We start from the raw sequence: 15,225 nt of genomic DNA, 5'->3' as shown, positions 1-15,225 counted from the left end.
CACGTCCTGAGTTATACGCCAGGACGACAAAGTTCCAAGCGACCTCTATACTTTCCACCATCCTAGGAGGTGGCATGAAAACTCTTGCCGATTTATATCAATCGTCCAAAAATAAATATGGGGAAAGACCTGCGTTTCTTACTAAAAATTCTTCTGGAGAATTTGACTCAGTAAGTTTTTCCGAATTGTACGAGTTAGGATTACAACTCGGGACAGCACTTATAGAATTGGAATTTCCGTATAAGGGACATGCTGCCGTTCTTGCAGATAACCGTTTAGAATGGATTATTGCAGATTATGCGATTGTGATGGCGGGAGGGGCGGATGTACCGAGAGGAACTGATGTTACCGATTCGGACCTAAACCATATTCTTCCTCATAGTGGATCCACTATCGTGTTTGCGGAAAACGATTCCGTGCTAAAGAAACTGCATCAAAACCAAAGTGCTATCCAGAATGTACATACAATAATTCTAATAGATAAGAATGCTAAGGGTACAGGAAAAGAGCTTAGGTTTTGGGATCTGGTGCAGAGAGGAAAAGAACTGAGAGAAAAAGGCAACCGTGAGATGGAGAAAAGAATTTCCCAAATCCAGGAGGATGATCTTTTTACGCTCATCTACACCGCTGGAACAACGGGACGTCCAAAAGGAGTTCCTTTAACTCATAAGAATATCATGTCCCAAATCAATCGTATCCCGATCAAACTTGCTGCAGGAGAAAGGATACTTTCCATTCTTCCTGTATGGCATAGTTTTGAAAGAATGTTTGAGATGGTATGTATCCATTTCGGAGCGGGTACGTATTATTCTTCCGTGAGAACGTTGAAGGAAGATCTAAAAAAAGTGAAACCAACATTTATGGCCTCGGCGCCTAGACTTTGGGAAAGTGTGTACCAGGGGATTTATGCGACGGTAGCTAAGTCTTCTAGTGTAAAACAAAGTTTATTTCATGCGGCGCTCTTCTTCTCTTCAAATATTCAGTCTGCAAAACGTTGGCTAGGTTTTAGAGAATTGGATCTGACTGGTAGAAATGTAATTGTTTCTTTGTTTGTGGGGATATTCAAGATTCTACAATATATTTTGAATATTCTTCCGGCAACACTCTTGGATCTAATCGTTTTGAATAAGATCCGTCAAGCTACCGGTGGAAAATTGAAAGGAACTGTTTCCGGAGGAGGAGCTCTTCCGAACCATGTAGACAAATTTTTTAACGCGATAGGAATCCAGGTTTTGGAAGGATATGGTTTGACTGAAACTTCTCCTGTGATCTCCGTCCGTATTTTGAATGAGGCGGTGATGGGAACAGTAGGTCCATTGTATAAGGAAACTTCTCTCAGAGTAGTGGATCCTAATACTTCTAAAATTCTTTGGACTACGGAAGAAGGTGGACCTAAAGGCTATTCAACCAAGGGAGAGATCCATGTAAAAGGAGATCAGGTTATGTCCGGATATTATCATGACGAGGAAAATACTCGCAAGGTGATGAATGGCGGATGGTTTAATACCGGAGACCTGGGAATGATGACTTACAATAATTGTCTGAAAATTGTAGGTAGAACAAAAGAAACCATTGTTCTATTAGGTGGGGAGAATGTTGAACCGGTCCCGATCGAAAATATTCTGAGCCAGTCCGAATTTATACTTCAATGTATGGTGATCGGTCAGGATCAAAAATATCTTTCAGCTTTGATTGTTCCGAATCCAGAATTTTTTCCGGATTACAAGCCGGGCATCGGATTCAGTTCAGCGGAAGAAGAAGCGAAATGTGCGGTAAAGATCCAAGGGGTGATCAAAAATTCCATTTCTTCAGCGAATGGATTCAAGTCTTTCGAAAGGGTAGTGGACTTTAGATTATTGCCTAAACCTTTCGAGACTGGAGATGAACTCACTGCAAAACTTTCCGTAAAACGTCATGTGGTGACTGATAAATATTCAGGATTGATTCGAGATATTTATTCGGGTAAAAAGGAAGAGGTTTTGAGATAAGAGAAATTTTTGTCTCTGAGTGTGTTGGAGCTCCAACATGTTTGAAAGTGCTGCCCCCGCCCGGCTTTGGGTGGCGGGGAGTGGCTCGTGGGAGAGCGCCCGTTGCTATATCACAAGATCCTAATTTTTACAATTAATTTTTTAAACAAAGATCTTGTTGGAATTCCAACAAATCGTCTATTCTTAGGATGGAGAAAAAGTTCAAGCAATCCCGCGGGTTTCGAGACTTAAAACTTCAGAATGTAAAAGTGTTCGCGAGAACTACTCCCATAAAATCTTTTACTACTTCCGCAACCTCATCCAGTTTAATGGATTCTTGGTCTACAATTCTTTGGCCTACAGTTCCTAAAATAATACTGATAAGAAGTCTGTTCAGATTCGGATTCGTGATGCCTAGATGTTTAGTAATGATCGTAACGTATTCTTTCATCGCTTCTGCGATCAGTTGTTTTTCTTCTTCATGATTTTTTAATCTAGAAACGTCACAGATGATATATAGAAGATTTTGGAAATAGGTTTCTCTGTCCTTTACCATTGTAAAGAGTGCTTCTACTCTTTTTTCGATGGTTTGGTTGTCTTCTCCCTTCGAATATACCTGTAATTCTTCGATGTCCTTGTTTAATACGAACTTTACGAGTTCTTTAAATATATCTTCTTTAGTGGAGAAATAATGGTAGAGAGTTCCGGTGGAAACATCCAATTCGGTGGCGATTTCTCTCATGGAAACTGCCGAATACCCTCGCCTAGCCAAAATATCCACACATTTGGAGAGAATCTCGGCTTTGTATTTTTCGTGATTTACGATTTTAGGCATTTCCTGGGTCCTGAAAGTTTTTTTCTATTTACCGTTTTCGCTAATTCTAAAGCTCCCGGAAGAAGGATAGGGAATAACCCTATCTTTTTCAGGAGCAAGTTAATTATTTTATTTGTTCGAAAAAAGAATGCAAGTGTTTTTTCCAGTTTGGGTCCAGATGACCCAAGATCCTTTCCTTCTGTTCTTCTGCATCCTTGCGTCCAGTTTCGAATGCATACCTTACAAGGCTTGGACTAGTATAATCAAATCCTTGTTCAATAAATGGACCCTCGGGGGAAACAAGTAGAGTATCCGATAGAATCGAGGCTGATTTTCCGACCAGCGTAGTGGGTTCATAGAATACTCCTATCTTAGGAAGGTCAGAGGAGAAGTCCTCAAGCAGAAGATTATTTGTTAAGCCGCCATCTAGATAATAATTTCCGTTAAAACTTTGGAGCGGCAAAACAGGGAATGCAGAGCAAGAGTTCATTACGATCTGGGTGATTGTTTCCGGATCGGTTAGGTCCTTCTCCGTAAAAACTTTTTCTCTCCATCCCCAATCTTTCATTTTTTGCAATACCGCAAAAGGTTGTTCTCCCTTTCTCCGTAATGTTTCGTCCTTAAAATAAGCGCGTATGATAGAAGCTGCCTTAGCGAACAAGAGTCTTTGGATCGGTTTACCCTTTTTATTTTTGTCTAAACTTTCATTTGGGATCTCTACTGTATGGATCCTAATCTTTGCAGCTTTGGATATAAGTTTGGAAAATCGAAGGCAATATTCTACAGTCCTTCTCGCTATCCCATGATGAGGAAAGGGAGCACTGATCCTGAGTAGTCTATTCCAATAAAAGTTTTTCGGATTTCGTTTGGTCAGTTCTTGGAAATAATTCGAACTGTCTTCTTCCGTTTCGGATAATGTGCTGATTGCCATTGCGGCCCCGGCACTCACCCCAGAAACTTCTTTAATTTTGATTCCCCAGGTTCTTAGTGTATATGCAAAACCCAGCCCGTAAAACGCTTTGATCCCACCACCTGCAATTGCAAGAGCGATTTCCTTTTTGATTCCCAGCTCCTGCCATGCGGTCCGGAGACCGTTTTTTAGTTTGGTATCGAGAGAAAAGAATGGGTTCATTTTCCTACATAATGGTTGTGTCACCAAATCATGGCAATTTTAATTTGCCCGAATCCAATTTCTTTACAAGATCGGAATATAGACTAGGAGATCTACCTTGGCGAATCAAAAAGATTTAGAAGATATGCAGAAAGAATGGGAGAAGTTTTCAAAAGCCGCCCCAGGTCTAAAAGTTCCACCTCCCGCTTTCAAAGAATTGTCCGGGGAATTCGTTTCATATGTACGTAAGAAGGAGATGGTCTGCAGTTTTTATGTGGAGCCTAGGTTCTCCAATCCGATGGGAGTTTTCCAGGGCGGATTTTTAGCGGCTGCATTTGACAATACTTTCGGTCCATTATGTTATTTGGCGGCGGGTAAACCTACTACGACTCTGGAATTAAGCGTTAGTTATATCCGGATGGTAAAAGAGAATCAAAGGATCACCGTACAAGCAAAGGTTGTAGCTAGAGGAAACCAACATATTTATCTAGAAGGAGAAGCTTTTGATGAAGAAGGTAAACTTCTCGCAAAGTCCACAACTCAAGTTTTGATATTAAGATTACCTGGCGGTGCTACCTGAGACACTTAAGTTTCCGGGATGGCAGGAGGAGAAGGAATATCGTCTTTTGGTTCCGTGATTCTTTCTAACGGAAGTTTTTTTACATGTTCTGCCATTTCTTTTAAGATATTTGCGGTGATATCTTTCATGATATCACCGATCACTTCTGTTTCTAATACCTCTGCGATCATTCTTCCGATATCATGTCCTAACTTTTTGGATACCTCGGACATAAAAGGTATCTTGGATAATTCTTCTAATAAAAACTTGGACTGTAAGGATTCGTTTACCTTGGAGTTGAGTTGATCATTATGTTTGGAAATGGCTTCCTTTGCAAGCTGACTATAATCTAATCTTAGCATTACTTCTTCCACTCTTTCTAAAGAATGTAAAAATACCGCATCTGCAATAGTGTCCACGATCACATCCCTAAATCTGAATGTGATCTCTCTCGTTAGAACTTCGCTTACGTTTTGGCCAGATGTCCCGAACCTATAAAATGCGATTGCTAGTTTAACGCCTCTTAATAGTAAAAATGGGCGGAGGAAATAAAGAGGAACGATACCTATAAGTTCGTACCAATTGGTTCTCAAATATTTTTTGATATCTTTTTTCTGTCGGACCTTGATCCAAACTTCTATTCCCCATAAAAATATGACAAATAGATCGAAAGCAAGCACGTAAGCGGGAATATCCTTATGGATGAATTCCTTATAGGAGTTTACAAATAATAAAAAGAATACGTCGATTGCGGCTAGGCCTAAAAGAAAATAATCTCTTGCTGTGCCGGGTAAAACACTTCTCCAATATTTTACCGTTTGTATAAAATTTCGGATTTTAGAAGATTTTGCCGGTTGGGAATTTGCTTCCACCATGTGCCATTGTCCGATTCGGTTCGGTGTTTACAAGTTTTTCCAAAACATACATTCTGGTCACTAGTTTTAAAGGGATGCATTTAGTCGTAGACGGTTTCAATCTGATTTACAAAATTCCTGAATTGGAAGAGTATATGTATTCCAATCGATTGAGGGATGCCAGAGTAGGCCTCTTGAGAATTTTGGAATCTTATTCTTCTAAACTGAAAAGTTCTAAAGTCCATGTATTCTTCGATGGCAAAAAAGAAAAAGGGAACGAAACCAAAGAAGATTCGTACGGAAAAATACACGTTTATTTCAGCCGGGACAGAAAGGCGGATGATTTGATCAAGGAATATATCAAATTTGCTCCTAGGCCTGCGGATCTATTCGTGGTGACTTCCGACCAGGAAATTTTGGCTTTTGCAAAAAGACTGGGAACAAAACCTATACTATCCGAAGAGTTCGTAAAAAAAATAGAAAGCGCCTTGGCTGAAAAACCCGTTCGGGAAGAAAAGGACTCAGGTGCAAAACTTTCTCCGGGAGAGATTCTCTACTGGAAGGAACTATTCAAGAAGGGAAAGTAAAAGAGTGCTCTACAATTCGATCTTATTTTTCGTTTTTTTTTCTATCGTATATTCTATCTATTGGCTTCTTCCGGAAAAGAAAAGATCCGATTTTTTACTCATTTCCAGCGGTATCTTTTATGTGGTAGCGTCTTCTACCTTATTAAGCGGTTTCTACTTCTTTCTACATTTCCTAATAATCGTTCTATTCAATTATCTCGCATATTTTAAGATCAAAACTTCTGCGAAACCGAAAGTTTGGATGATCTTTGCTGTTCTTTTGAACGCGATCAATTTGGGGTTCTTTAAGTATTTTTACTTTATCAACAGGATACTTTTTGATCTTACTAAGTACCCATTTTTCGACGAAGTTCCCAGAATATTACAGATCTCTCTCCCTTTAGCGGTGAGTTTCTACAGTTTCCAGATGATTGCGGCTGCCGTGGACGCATATCGTAAACCTGAAGGAGAAATTATAGGACTAAAGCAATATCTTGGTTTCGTAATATTCTTCCCTGTTCTGATTGTGGGGCCGATTTTAAGAGCCAAGGACTATTTCATAAATATAGGACATCTAAGTCCTGACAAAGATAAGATTGTTCGCGCTTCTTATTTGATGATCTCCGGGTTGGTCAAAAAAGTTTTGATTGCAGATCCTGTGGCAGGCGTGATCGCTCCCGTGTTTTCAAATCCGGGACAGTATGATAATGTATCTCTTGTTCTGGCAGCATTCGGCTATGCGATCCAAGTGTATTGTGATTTTTCAGGTTTGACCGATATGGCAAGAGCTGTGGGACTTTATTTCGGATTTGAACTTCCTGAAAACTTTAACGCACCATTGTTTTCTCCTTCCGGAAGAGAATTATGGCAGAGATGGCATATGAGTCTTTCTTTTTGGCTTAGGGATTATATTTATTTTCCTTTGGGCGGAAGTAAAAAAGGAGAATGGCGAACTTATCTGAACCTGATCATCACTATGACTGTCGGTGGTGTTTGGCATGGAGCGGATTATACATTTATCGCCTGGGGATTTTATTGGGGTGTTATACTTGCGTTCGAAAGATTTTTAGTAGGTAAGTTCGGTTGGAACGACGAAGATTCCAAAAGTAAAATTCTCAATTTCTTAAGAATACAATTTGTATTTTGTTTATTTTCTTTTAGCGCAATCCTGTTCAGGGCAAATTCTGCAACTAAGATGCTTCAACATGTCGTTGGGCTTGTGACTAATACTCCAAATTATCTTTCTTCATCTTTACAATCCTTAGGCTTTGGTTGGATAGAAAATTCGATTTCCTTGGTTACGGGACCTTCTCCTTTTCTTTTGGAATCTATGAAGAATATCGAAAAGATCGGATATTCATATTTAGGATTTATCGTATTTCATTGGATCCAATCTAGAAAAGATCGATTATTAGAATGGGGAAGGGGAAAAGATTGGTTGCTTGTTGCCTGCGGAGTCGGAACGGTCTTTGCAATCGCATTATTATCGGAGGATTCCGGCGCTTGTATTTATTGCCAGTTCTAGGCCGGAAATAACTATGAAAAAGAATACATTCTTACTTCTTCCTCTACTTGTTCTTTTGATCTCTTTAGGTTTGGACCGTTTATTTACCCTGGAGTTCTTTCAATATTATTATTCTAATACATTGTCTCATCTGAATTTTATCAGCAAAGAGGATTTGTATTCGGATCTGAAAGAATATCTGAAGAAGGATCCATCTACCCGTAAAAAAGTCTTGGTCTTTTTCGGAAATTCTAGAGCACTTTTGCTTCCGACAAAAGAGTTGGAAAAAAGACATTCGGATTGGGTGCTTTATAATTTTTCCGTTCCTGGCGGTTCTCCAGATTACTTCTTATACTGGATAGAAAGATTTAAATCGGACGGCACTAGACCGGATTTTGTTCTTTTAGACCAATCATTAGAAATTTATAATAAAACCCCGGTTCTCGCCTTAGATGAAGTATTAATTCACGGACTTTCCTCTGAATTTATATTGAGACATTGGACTAAATATTCCAGAGAAGAATTATCCGTATTTATATCTAAACATCTATTTCATACCTATCGAGACAGGCCTAAATTATGGAGAATTTCGGAAAGAATGCAAAATTCGTCCGCTCTAGCGAAAGTATATAAGGCAGCGGTCCAAGAAATACTCACAGCGTTGAAAGAGGAAAAAGGGAGCACTCCAAGGGAACTTGTTAATCAAAAACATACGGATGAGCAGCTCGTCCAAGCATCCGAGATGGATTTTTCCTCTTATTTAAAACCTTATACATTCCATACAAATATGTTCGATATGCAAAGGGATTCAATTCGTATATTAAAAGAATATAAAATACCTTATGCTACTATTTGGGTAAAGGTTGCCCGTCCATATTTTAATCTGTATATGAATAGAAAAGTGGAAACCTCTGAGGGTCTAAAAACTCCAATGGAAATCTGGAAGCCTATCATAGAAAAGTTCAACCAAGAAACAGGAACTGCTTTCTGGAATATGAACGAGGATCCCAGCTGTAATTGTGAAGAATTTGCCGATCCTGGGCATATGTCTCCGAATTGTTTTCCGGTCTTCGGTGATTATATTTTCAAAAAGTTAGAAGAAACTTTCCCGAAAACTCAGACAAAGTAAGGAATAAGTTCGGGTAGAATTTCTCCCGCTTTCCCTTGTAAGAATAAGTCAGCGTATCTACTGTAGCCGCTTTGATCCGTATTAATTTCTATTACAAATGCACCGTTTTCTTTAGCGATTCTTGCAAGTTCCACAGGAATTCCTACGGCTCCGGAAGAACCGATGATAAAAACGAGTTCCGATTTTTCTGCAAGGGAGATTGCCTGATTTAATAGGTCCGTATCGTAACTTTCTCCAAACCATAAAACATCCGGCCTGACTATACTTTTACAGTTCGGACACTCCGTTGAATTTTTAAGAATAAGAAGATCCGAATCGTAAGTTTTGTCACAATCGGTACATCTGTTTCTAAAAATATTTCCGTGGATCTCAATGATCTTTTTAGAGCCTGATTTTTTATGAAGGCCATCCACATTTTGAGTGATCAAATTAAAATTGGATCTTTTGTTTTCCAATTCCGCCAATGCAAAGTGAGCAGGATTCGGAGACTTTGTGGTGATCAATTCCATTCTCCAAAGATACCATTCCCAAACTAGTTTTGGATCTCGAAAAAATGCCTGAGGTGTCGCGAGTTCTTCCGCTCTATATTGTTTCCAAAGACCTTCTTTTCCCCTAAATGTTGGAACACCACTTTCCGCAGAAATTCCTGCTCCCGTGAGTGCTAAGATGTTTTTAGAGTTCTTGAATTTATCTTTTATCTGTTGAGAGATTTGCATCTTAAGAAGGAAGATATAAGTTTTTTTCTACTTCTTTTCTTTTTTCTATCCCGGAAAGAAGTTCAATAATTTTTAAAGAAAATTCAAACGCAGAGCCAGGGCCTAGGCTAGTTAAAATTTTATCGGAGAGTTCCAATCTGCTTCCAGTGTATTTTTCATTCGAGGGAACACTTCCGGGAAAAGCGGTAAATTTTTGGTTTTGAAGAATGGAATGAGTCAGTAGAACATTCGGTGCAGCACAAATTGCTCCGATCCAGCGATCTTCTTTTTTAAAAATTTTTAATATTTCCGAAACCAGGGGGCTTGCGTTCAGATTTTTGGTGCCTTGATTTCCTCCTGGCAAAACGATCATATCAAAACTAGAAGGATCCACCTCCGATAAAAGAGAATCGGAAACTAATTTTACTCCTCGGGAAGCTATGATAGTATTCGTGGAAATTCCGGCAGAGATTACCTCTATTCCAGCTCTTCGAAGCACATCTATTACGATGACAGCTTCCATTTCCTCCATTCCGTCTGCAAAAGGAACCAGAACCTTCGGCATAATCTTCTCCAATTACTGTGACTAAAGAAGGTAGAAGACCTTCTTCAATATAAATTAAGAATTATAGAGAAGAAATCAATTAAAACTTTAGGTTTTTAATTCCGGCTTTTGGGACCAAGTTAGATTAGAATTCAGGAAATAATTCGAAACCATTGCAGTAAGAATCGAGAGAATATCTGCACCGAATTTTAAAGTAAGTTCCGAGACTCCATTCCACTGTTTAAAAATCGAATAGTAGATGAAGTGGAAGGCTGACATCTGCACTAAAATCCCTACCATACTCACAGAATGGAATACTAAAAATCCGAATGTCAAATTTTTTCCGGAATACCTTCTTTCGTAAAACGTAAAGTAGTTGTTGAGGAAGAAGTTAGACAGAATGGAAAGTTCTATCCCGAAAAGTACGGAAAGTGAAAAAGGATCCAAGAAGGAAATTCCGGTTTGGACATCCGGGAATTTGCATAGTTCAGCGATTAAAAACCCGACTAGGTTTACAAGTACTCCGCTTGCTCCTACGAGAGAATAAAGAAGAAATGTAGGAGAAATCCATTTTCCGAAACGAATATCAAGGATTGCCAAAAAGAAACTTTTGATCACTGAATTATTAAGTTTGGTTTCTCCATACATTCTAGTTTGGAATGTATATGGAATTTCTTCTATTTTTAGATTTTCTTTACTTCTTCCCAAAAATTCTAAAAGGATTTTAAAACCCCTAGGATTGATTGCGTTTTTTGTATCGGAATATACGGAACGTTTGATACCAAAATAGCCGCTCATAGGATCTGAAACAGGAAGACCCAAAAGCCCTTTCGCTAGAAAATTCGCGAATCTGCTAATTCCAATTCTGGCTAAAGACCATTTTCCTGTGGATCCACCTTTCGCATATCTGGTCCCGAGGCAGAGATCCACGTCTCTTTCATAAAAAGAACGAATCATCTCCGGAAGGATCTTTTCGTCGTGTTGGAGGTCCGAATCCATCACTACGAAAACTTCTCCTTCTGCTGCACCCATACCAGTTAAAACTGCGGAAGATAATCCTTTCCCGGTCAGTCTTCGGATTACTTTGAGTTGTGGGATTTTCTCCTGAAGATGTTCCGCAACTTCCCAGGTATGATCAGGGCTATCGTCATCTACCACAATGATCTCATGACGGTAATCGGATAGAGACCGGGTAATCCTATCCGCAGCGATAGGTAGGTTTTTGCTTTCGTTGTATGTAGGGAGTATAACGGAAACGGATGGTCGCATAGGACCAAATTTCTATCCGGAAGTTTTGAATTCAAGATTTTAAGTAATTAATTGATTACATACTAGTAAAAAGTTTCTATACCGACTGGAGTCTCGATATGATTTTGAAAATAGAAACCGGTCTATTCGGATTTTGTAATACGGTCTAGGTTTGTATTACATCTTGTAATCGAAAATGGTTCATTCACGTAACAAGAATATATAAATGTATTTAAGTTAGACTGAATGGGAAAGAAATGGGGAAAATTTAAATGAAGGAGGGGACAATTTTTGAGGTCGGTTATTCCCGCAGAAGTTTAAACTCCCAATTTTATCGTTCATGCAGGTTCTATTGTATTCTTTCTACTTTTTGTATCTTTCTGCCTTCTAACTGCAAAACAGTTTATATAAAGGAATAAACCATGTATCTGAGCAATTTAGCGAATCATTTCTTTCGCATTGAGACAAAGAATAGCAGAAATAATATTATTATCCGGATTTTGGTGGGAGGAGTTTTTATCTGGGAGGGAATTATTAAATTTCTCTATCTAAACCAAGGAATCGGGAGATTTACAAAATTAGGATTTTCGAATCCGGAAATGACAGCAGCATTTATAGGAGGTTTAGAAATTATAGGGGGGACAATGCTGGTATTGGGAATTTTGACAAAACCTTTAAGTATTGTATTTTTTATAGAAATGCTTGTGGCGATGTATCTTACGAAATTGCCTTTATTTTTCGGAACTTCTCCTTTAGCACCACCTCAAGCTCCGCCGATTCTGGGAATTTGGGCAGTTCTACATGAGATTCGGTCCGAGTATTCGCAGGCGCTCGGATGTTTATTTCTATATTTGTCAGGACCAGGTCGTTTTTCTTTGGATTTTATTTTAAATCAGAAAACGTTAAATGGAACAATCGAGTGATAATACTGAATTGCACTCAATTCTAATTAAGAGCTTGACTTTCGAAAGTAAAAGGAATTTGATCTCGGATCGAAAATAATCGGACGGGTGACTATATGAATTCCACCTTTAAAGTGTTAGGCTTTGCTAGTGTTCTATATTTAGGCGTTTTCGATTTTGGAACAAATATTATTTTGGAACAAGTTTTAGATCCTTCCGCCCAAACGAGAAATCAACTAGAGGCAAGTTCTTGTAATCCTCCTGGCACTTACGAATTTTTTCCAGGTACTGGTTATTATCCCAGCGGATCAAGTGAAGTCTATCCATGGCAAACTCCGGCTGGAGTTTCCTTCGAGGGTTTCGAAACCTATGTAGATGGAAGCGTGATAGAAGCTAGTTCTAATAAGGCTCTACAATCTCATATTGAAGTTACTTCTGGAACCTTGGTATCTAAACATCTTTCCGGGGGACTATATAAAAGGGCGAAAACGGAAGATTATAATTTCAGGATGCTGATCCAAGGTTTGAATAATGGCTCACGTGTTAAATGGACGGATCAAGCATTGGAGGCAAGATTCTACATAGATTCTTGGCAAACTTCTTCGGATAGTTGGCAAGGGATTCATCTATTTACCAGATATAGAACCGAAAACGATCTGTATGTTGCATCTCTCCGAAGTGATGGGACCGTTTATTTTAAGAAAAAACTCTGCGGCACTTATACAACATTGGCAACCGGCACTCTAAAAGACCAGGCAGGAAATCCAAAGTTTTTCCAAACAAAACAATGGTACAAGCTTAGTTTGGTTGCGATCGGAAATCATATAGATTTTTACGTAGATAATGTTCTCCAATTGTCTATCACGGATGGAACTTTTAGCTGGGGAACTTCCGGCATCAGAACTGATTATGCAAATGTGTATCTGGACGATTTAATCTTGCATGATGATCTGAGTGATTTTTGAGATTTTGTAGTCACTTCGACAAATAGGAAGAATTGGGATCGTGATCTCGGCGTGCATGGGCGAAGATTCGGAAATACTGCAGAATTTGCTCCTCTGACCAAGAATTCCCAACTTCCGATAATAGGTATTATGTCGCATTAGATTGGACGCGAAGGAATCCTGAAAATGGTGTTTTCTATCTTCTGCTCCATCGTCTTGGATGTAATGGCAAAAAAAGTTTTTAACGAATCCGGAATTCTTTCATCAAACGATAAACAAGGAACGGAAGTTCAAAAAGTAGCCTTTATCCAGATCAATAATAAGATTAGCTATTCGGAGCTTGCTTATGCTGGAAGACTGCTTTTAGTTTTCTTCTTTTGGGCAGGAGAAGATCAGAAAGAAGGACAATATTATTATAAGGATGTGATCAAAGACGTGATTTCGAATATCGTTTTGAAACGAAAAGAGCTAAAAAATGTCCAAAGTAAATAACCCTTTCTTTAGGCGGAGATTGGACATAATTCCGGTTTTCCAATTTTAAAACTTCAGATTCTGGAAAGCTCGGACTCTATCTAGTAAGGATTAATATCCTTGCCAAAGAGAAATAGTAACGATCGTTTTTCCGTTATCGGATTTGTTCTCACATTGGCATTTAATTTGAGCGGATTGGCTATAATAACCTTGCCCGAGTGAGAATCCAGGGGCTGGTTTGCAACTTTTGTAGAGTCCACCTTCGACTAAACGGTTACAAGCTGCTTGTATGGCTGCTTCGATATCGCCGCTTTGGGAGCTAATTGTGCCTGGAATTGCTAAAAAGACCGCAAGCGCTATTGCGGATACAGAGATAAACAGAAACTTTTTCATGATAAGGTCCGAAAACAATTAGGAACCTTCTTCTTGGAAAGAAAATATTTCAAACGAAAAATTTTGCAGATCGGAAAAATCTCTCTAAGTTTAGAAAGAAATTTCCAGTTTCTGTTTTGGAATTAGGCTTTGAATTCCTGGACCTGTTTTTGCAAAGAATCACTTAATTTTTCACATTTTCTGGCTTGGTCTGCCGCTTCAATTGCTTGGGTCGCAATAACAGTGTTCGAATTTTGGATCCGATCTAAAAAGTTTCGGATCTCTTCTAAACTTTTCTTTTCCGCTTCTGTTGCTTGGTGAACATTTTGAGAAATTTCTCCAGCATTGAACAACGCACCTGCCACAGTGACCCGGATATCCGTTTGTTTTTCTAAAAGTTTATTTCTAGATCGGGTCTCGGACCTATTTCATTTTGGATTCGAGCTTTCGAACGATCCCGTTTTTGTTTTCGTTTATTATGAATCGCTTAGATGTTTAGAAACTTTTGTTCTTTTTTATCGCTTATAAATTTTAGAAGTTCTTCTGGACTTTGATCCCAATGTTTATCAAATTCAAAAATTAATCCTTTGATCCTTGCTTGAGAATTAACCCAAAGGACCGAATCTGGATGGTCTATATCCCCACTTTCGTTGGAAGAAAATGCCATAATCCCGAAAAGTCTGGCAAGTTCGAAGGCTCTACCCCTTGATTCCAGTCGAATAAATTTAGTTTCCACCTTTAGATCGGAAAAATATTTTTCGAAACGTTCTTCTGTATCATTTTCTGGATCTAAACTTACAAATACGAGTCTTAGATCTTTTTGTTTCGAAATTAGATTTTTTAATTTATGCAAACTGCCATGACATATCGTCTTGCAATTTAGATATCCGAAATAGACAAGATTTTCTTTTCCGATTAAGGTATTGCGTATGTCGGTGCTTCTATTACCTTCTTCCATTATCTGAAACTCGGGAAGGCTTCTGTCCGCTTCCATCATTCCAGAAGAAGAGCTAGGTAAAAAATAAAACAACGGAAATAGAACCGTTAGCCCACCTATTGCAAGTTTCCAAATATCCGTTTGCATCCAACTTAAAAAGGTATTTAAAAACCCTCTAATATTACCAAAGACGAATAACTTATATTTTATTCAAAAAATTTCTTGAAAGAAGGCCTCGAAGAATTAAAGGAAATTTATTTATGAATATGTTAAGTTTAAGTTATTTCTTGGGAAAAACTTATTTAGACTTTGGACTGGTTTGTTGGAATTCCAACATGCGCTGTTGGTGGAAATTGGTGTTGATGTTTAAGGAATCTTACTATATAGGGGAAAAGGCTTCTCCCACAAGCCCACCTCCTCCACCCGAACTTGGGTGGGGGTGATCTTCATACTCATGTAGGAATTCCTACACTACGACAAAAATCGTGAACATACATTATTTGCACTGAGTGTTATCTCAGATATTTAATTTAAGTTAGAATATTATGAATTAGAAAGGAAGAGGAAGTCTCTTCGAAAACATATAGAGTAGCGTGACTCACCGAATT

At 38.6% G+C, this 15,225-nt stretch carries 17 protein-coding genes; 8 read left to right on the top strand and 9 right to left on the bottom strand.

Features of this window, described 5'->3' with window-relative positions; translation table 11 throughout:
• Positions 1-74 precede the first annotated feature (74 nt).
• Positions 75-1,988 (top strand): AMP-dependent synthetase/ligase, encoded by a 1,914-nt coding sequence (locus CH365_RS14615; protein ID WP_100769317.1) that lies wholly within the window; start codon positions 75-77, stop codon positions 1,986-1,988.
• A 235-nt stretch (positions 1,989-2,223) separates the two neighbouring features.
• Here CH365_RS14615 and CH365_RS14610 read toward each other — a convergent pair whose 3' ends face one another.
• Positions 2,224-2,802 (bottom strand): TetR/AcrR family transcriptional regulator, encoded by a 579-nt coding sequence (locus CH365_RS14610; protein ID WP_020771550.1) that lies wholly within the window; start codon positions 2,800-2,802, stop codon positions 2,224-2,226.
• Between the two features lie 103 nt (positions 2,803-2,905).
• Positions 2,906-3,913 carry a patatin-like phospholipase family protein gene (locus CH365_RS14605; RefSeq protein ID WP_100769316.1) on the bottom strand — a complete coding sequence of 336 codons (1,008 nt, stop codon included), beginning with the start codon at positions 3,911-3,913 and terminating at the stop codon, positions 2,906-2,908.
• A gap of 97 nt (positions 3,914-4,010) precedes the next feature.
• Between CH365_RS14605 and CH365_RS14600 the strand changes: the two genes are divergently transcribed.
• A complete protein-coding gene (locus CH365_RS14600; protein ID WP_100769315.1) occupies positions 4,011-4,472 on the top strand; it encodes a PaaI family thioesterase in 462 nt (153 codons plus the stop codon).
• A gap of 5 nt (positions 4,473-4,477) precedes the next feature.
• Here the strand turns inward: CH365_RS14600 and CH365_RS14595 are convergent, their stop codons facing one another.
• On the bottom strand, positions 4,478-5,326 hold the full coding sequence (locus CH365_RS14595) for a hypothetical protein (RefSeq protein WP_100769314.1): 849 nt from the start codon (positions 5,324-5,326) through the stop codon (positions 4,478-4,480).
• 74 nt (positions 5,327-5,400) lie between these two features.
• Here CH365_RS14595 and CH365_RS14590 point away from each other — a divergent pair, with 74 nt between their 5' ends.
• From CH365_RS14590 to CH365_RS14580, 3 genes are read left to right on the top strand one after another with little or no spacing between them, the layout of a single operon-like run.
• Positions 5,401-5,892, top strand: a complete 492-nt coding sequence (locus CH365_RS14590) for an NYN domain-containing protein (RefSeq protein ID WP_208861224.1) — start codon at positions 5,401-5,403, stop codon at positions 5,890-5,892.
• A 4-nt stretch (positions 5,893-5,896) separates the two neighbouring features.
• Entirely contained in the window at positions 5,897-7,396 is a 1,500-nt protein-coding gene (locus tag CH365_RS14585; protein ID WP_100769312.1) for an MBOAT family O-acyltransferase, read from the top strand.
• Between the two features lie 13 nt (positions 7,397-7,409).
• Entirely contained in the window at positions 7,410-8,504 is a 1,095-nt protein-coding gene (locus CH365_RS14580) for a DUF1574 domain-containing protein (RefSeq protein ID WP_100769311.1), read from the top strand.
• On the opposite strand, the gene CH365_RS14575 is transcribed toward CH365_RS14580, so the two are convergent.
• From CH365_RS14575 to CH365_RS14565, 3 genes are all read right to left on the bottom strand, one after another.
• Positions 8,492-9,220 carry an SIR2 family NAD-dependent protein deacylase gene (locus tag CH365_RS14575; RefSeq protein ID WP_100769310.1) on the bottom strand — a complete coding sequence of 243 codons (729 nt, stop codon included), beginning with the start codon at positions 9,218-9,220 and terminating at the stop codon, positions 8,492-8,494. The two genes, CH365_RS14580 and CH365_RS14575, sit on opposite strands and share 13 nt — an antisense overlap.
• 1 nt (position 9,221) lies before the next feature.
• The gene (locus CH365_RS14570) at positions 9,222-9,764 is read right to left on the bottom strand and encodes a DJ-1 family glyoxalase III (RefSeq protein ID WP_100769309.1); all 543 of its coding nucleotides are present in this window, start codon (positions 9,762-9,764) and stop codon (positions 9,222-9,224) included.
• 87 nt (positions 9,765-9,851) lie between these two features.
• The gene (locus CH365_RS14565) at positions 9,852-11,012 is read right to left on the bottom strand and encodes a glycosyltransferase family 2 protein (RefSeq protein WP_100769308.1); all 1,161 of its coding nucleotides are present in this window, start codon (positions 11,010-11,012) and stop codon (positions 9,852-9,854) included.
• A 401-nt stretch (positions 11,013-11,413) separates the two neighbouring features.
• Between CH365_RS14565 and CH365_RS14560 the strand changes: the two genes are divergently transcribed.
• From CH365_RS14560 to CH365_RS14550, 3 genes are all read left to right on the top strand, one after another.
• Positions 11,414-11,914, top strand: coding sequence for a DoxX family protein (locus CH365_RS14560; protein ID WP_100769307.1), 501 nt, complete (start codon positions 11,414-11,416; stop codon positions 11,912-11,914).
• Positions 11,915-12,009: 95 nt separating this feature from the next.
• The gene (locus CH365_RS14555; RefSeq protein ID WP_100769306.1) at positions 12,010-12,858 is read left to right on the top strand and encodes a pectate lyase; all 849 of its coding nucleotides are present in this window, start codon (positions 12,010-12,012) and stop codon (positions 12,856-12,858) included.
• Positions 12,859-13,023: 165 nt separating this feature from the next.
• Complete coding sequence (locus CH365_RS14550; RefSeq protein WP_100769305.1) at positions 13,024-13,329, top strand: hypothetical protein; 306 nt, start codon at positions 13,024-13,026, stop codon at positions 13,327-13,329.
• 90 nt (positions 13,330-13,419) lie between these two features.
• Here CH365_RS14550 and CH365_RS14545 read toward each other — a convergent pair whose 3' ends face one another.
• From CH365_RS14545 to CH365_RS14535, 3 genes are all read right to left on the bottom strand, one after another.
• Positions 13,420-13,701, bottom strand: coding sequence for a hypothetical protein (locus tag CH365_RS14545; RefSeq protein WP_100769304.1), 282 nt, complete (start codon positions 13,699-13,701; stop codon positions 13,420-13,422).
• Between the two features lie 122 nt (positions 13,702-13,823).
• A complete protein-coding gene (locus CH365_RS14540; RefSeq protein ID WP_244283214.1) occupies positions 13,824-14,045 on the bottom strand; it encodes a hypothetical protein in 222 nt (73 codons plus the stop codon).
• A gap of 122 nt (positions 14,046-14,167) precedes the next feature.
• Entirely contained in the window at positions 14,168-14,638 is a 471-nt protein-coding gene (locus CH365_RS14535; RefSeq protein ID WP_244283212.1) for an SCO family protein, read from the bottom strand.
• Between the last annotated feature and the right edge of the window lie 587 nt (positions 14,639-15,225).

Source organism: Leptospira neocaledonica (genome assembly GCF_002812205.1).
GTDB lineage: Bacteria > Spirochaetota > Leptospiria > Leptospirales > Leptospiraceae > Leptospira_B > Leptospira_B neocaledonica.
Note: the sequence above shows the minus strand (reverse complement) of the source record. Positions and strands in the feature narration are given on the sequence as shown.

What these genes read in the sequence shown, in the direction of transcription:
- CH365_RS14590 (WP_208861224.1), top strand. Translation starts at nt 5,401, where the DNA reads ATGCATTTAGTCGTAGACGGTTTCAATCTGATTTACAAAATTCCTGAA.
- CH365_RS14535 (WP_244283212.1), bottom strand. Translation starts at nt 14,638, where the DNA reads ATGGAAGAAGGTAATAGAAGCACCGACATACGCAATACCTTAATCGGA.
- CH365_RS14575 (WP_100769310.1), bottom strand. Translation starts at nt 9,220, where the DNA reads ATGCAAATCTCTCAACAGATAAAAGATAAATTCAAGAACTCTAAAAAC.
- CH365_RS14570 (WP_100769309.1), bottom strand. Translation starts at nt 9,764, where the DNA reads ATGCCGAAGGTTCTGGTTCCTTTTGCAGACGGAATGGAGGAAATGGAA.
- CH365_RS14560 (WP_100769307.1), top strand. Translation starts at nt 11,414, where the DNA reads ATGTATCTGAGCAATTTAGCGAATCATTTCTTTCGCATTGAGACAAAG.
- CH365_RS14545 (WP_100769304.1), bottom strand. Translation starts at nt 13,701, where the DNA reads ATGAAAAAGTTTCTGTTTATCTCTGTATCCGCAATAGCGCTTGCGGTC.
- CH365_RS14580 (WP_100769311.1), top strand. Translation starts at nt 7,410, where the DNA reads ATGAAAAAGAATACATTCTTACTTCTTCCTCTACTTGTTCTTTTGATC.
- CH365_RS14605 (WP_100769316.1), bottom strand. Translation starts at nt 3,913, where the DNA reads ATGAACCCATTCTTTTCTCTCGATACCAAACTAAAAAACGGTCTCCGG.
- CH365_RS14595 (WP_100769314.1), bottom strand. Translation starts at nt 5,326, where the DNA reads ATGGTGGAAGCAAATTCCCAACCGGCAAAATCTTCTAAAATCCGAAAT.
- CH365_RS14565 (WP_100769308.1), bottom strand. Translation starts at nt 11,012, where the DNA reads ATGCGACCATCCGTTTCCGTTATACTCCCTACATACAACGAAAGCAAA.
- CH365_RS14610 (WP_020771550.1), bottom strand. Translation starts at nt 2,802, where the DNA reads ATGCCTAAAATCGTAAATCACGAAAAATACAAAGCCGAGATTCTCTCC.
- CH365_RS14550 (WP_100769305.1), top strand. Translation starts at nt 13,024, where the DNA reads ATGGTGTTTTCTATCTTCTGCTCCATCGTCTTGGATGTAATGGCAAAA.
- CH365_RS14615 (WP_100769317.1), top strand. Translation starts at nt 75, where the DNA reads ATGAAAACTCTTGCCGATTTATATCAATCGTCCAAAAATAAATATGGG.
- CH365_RS14555 (WP_100769306.1), top strand. Translation starts at nt 12,010, where the DNA reads ATGAATTCCACCTTTAAAGTGTTAGGCTTTGCTAGTGTTCTATATTTA.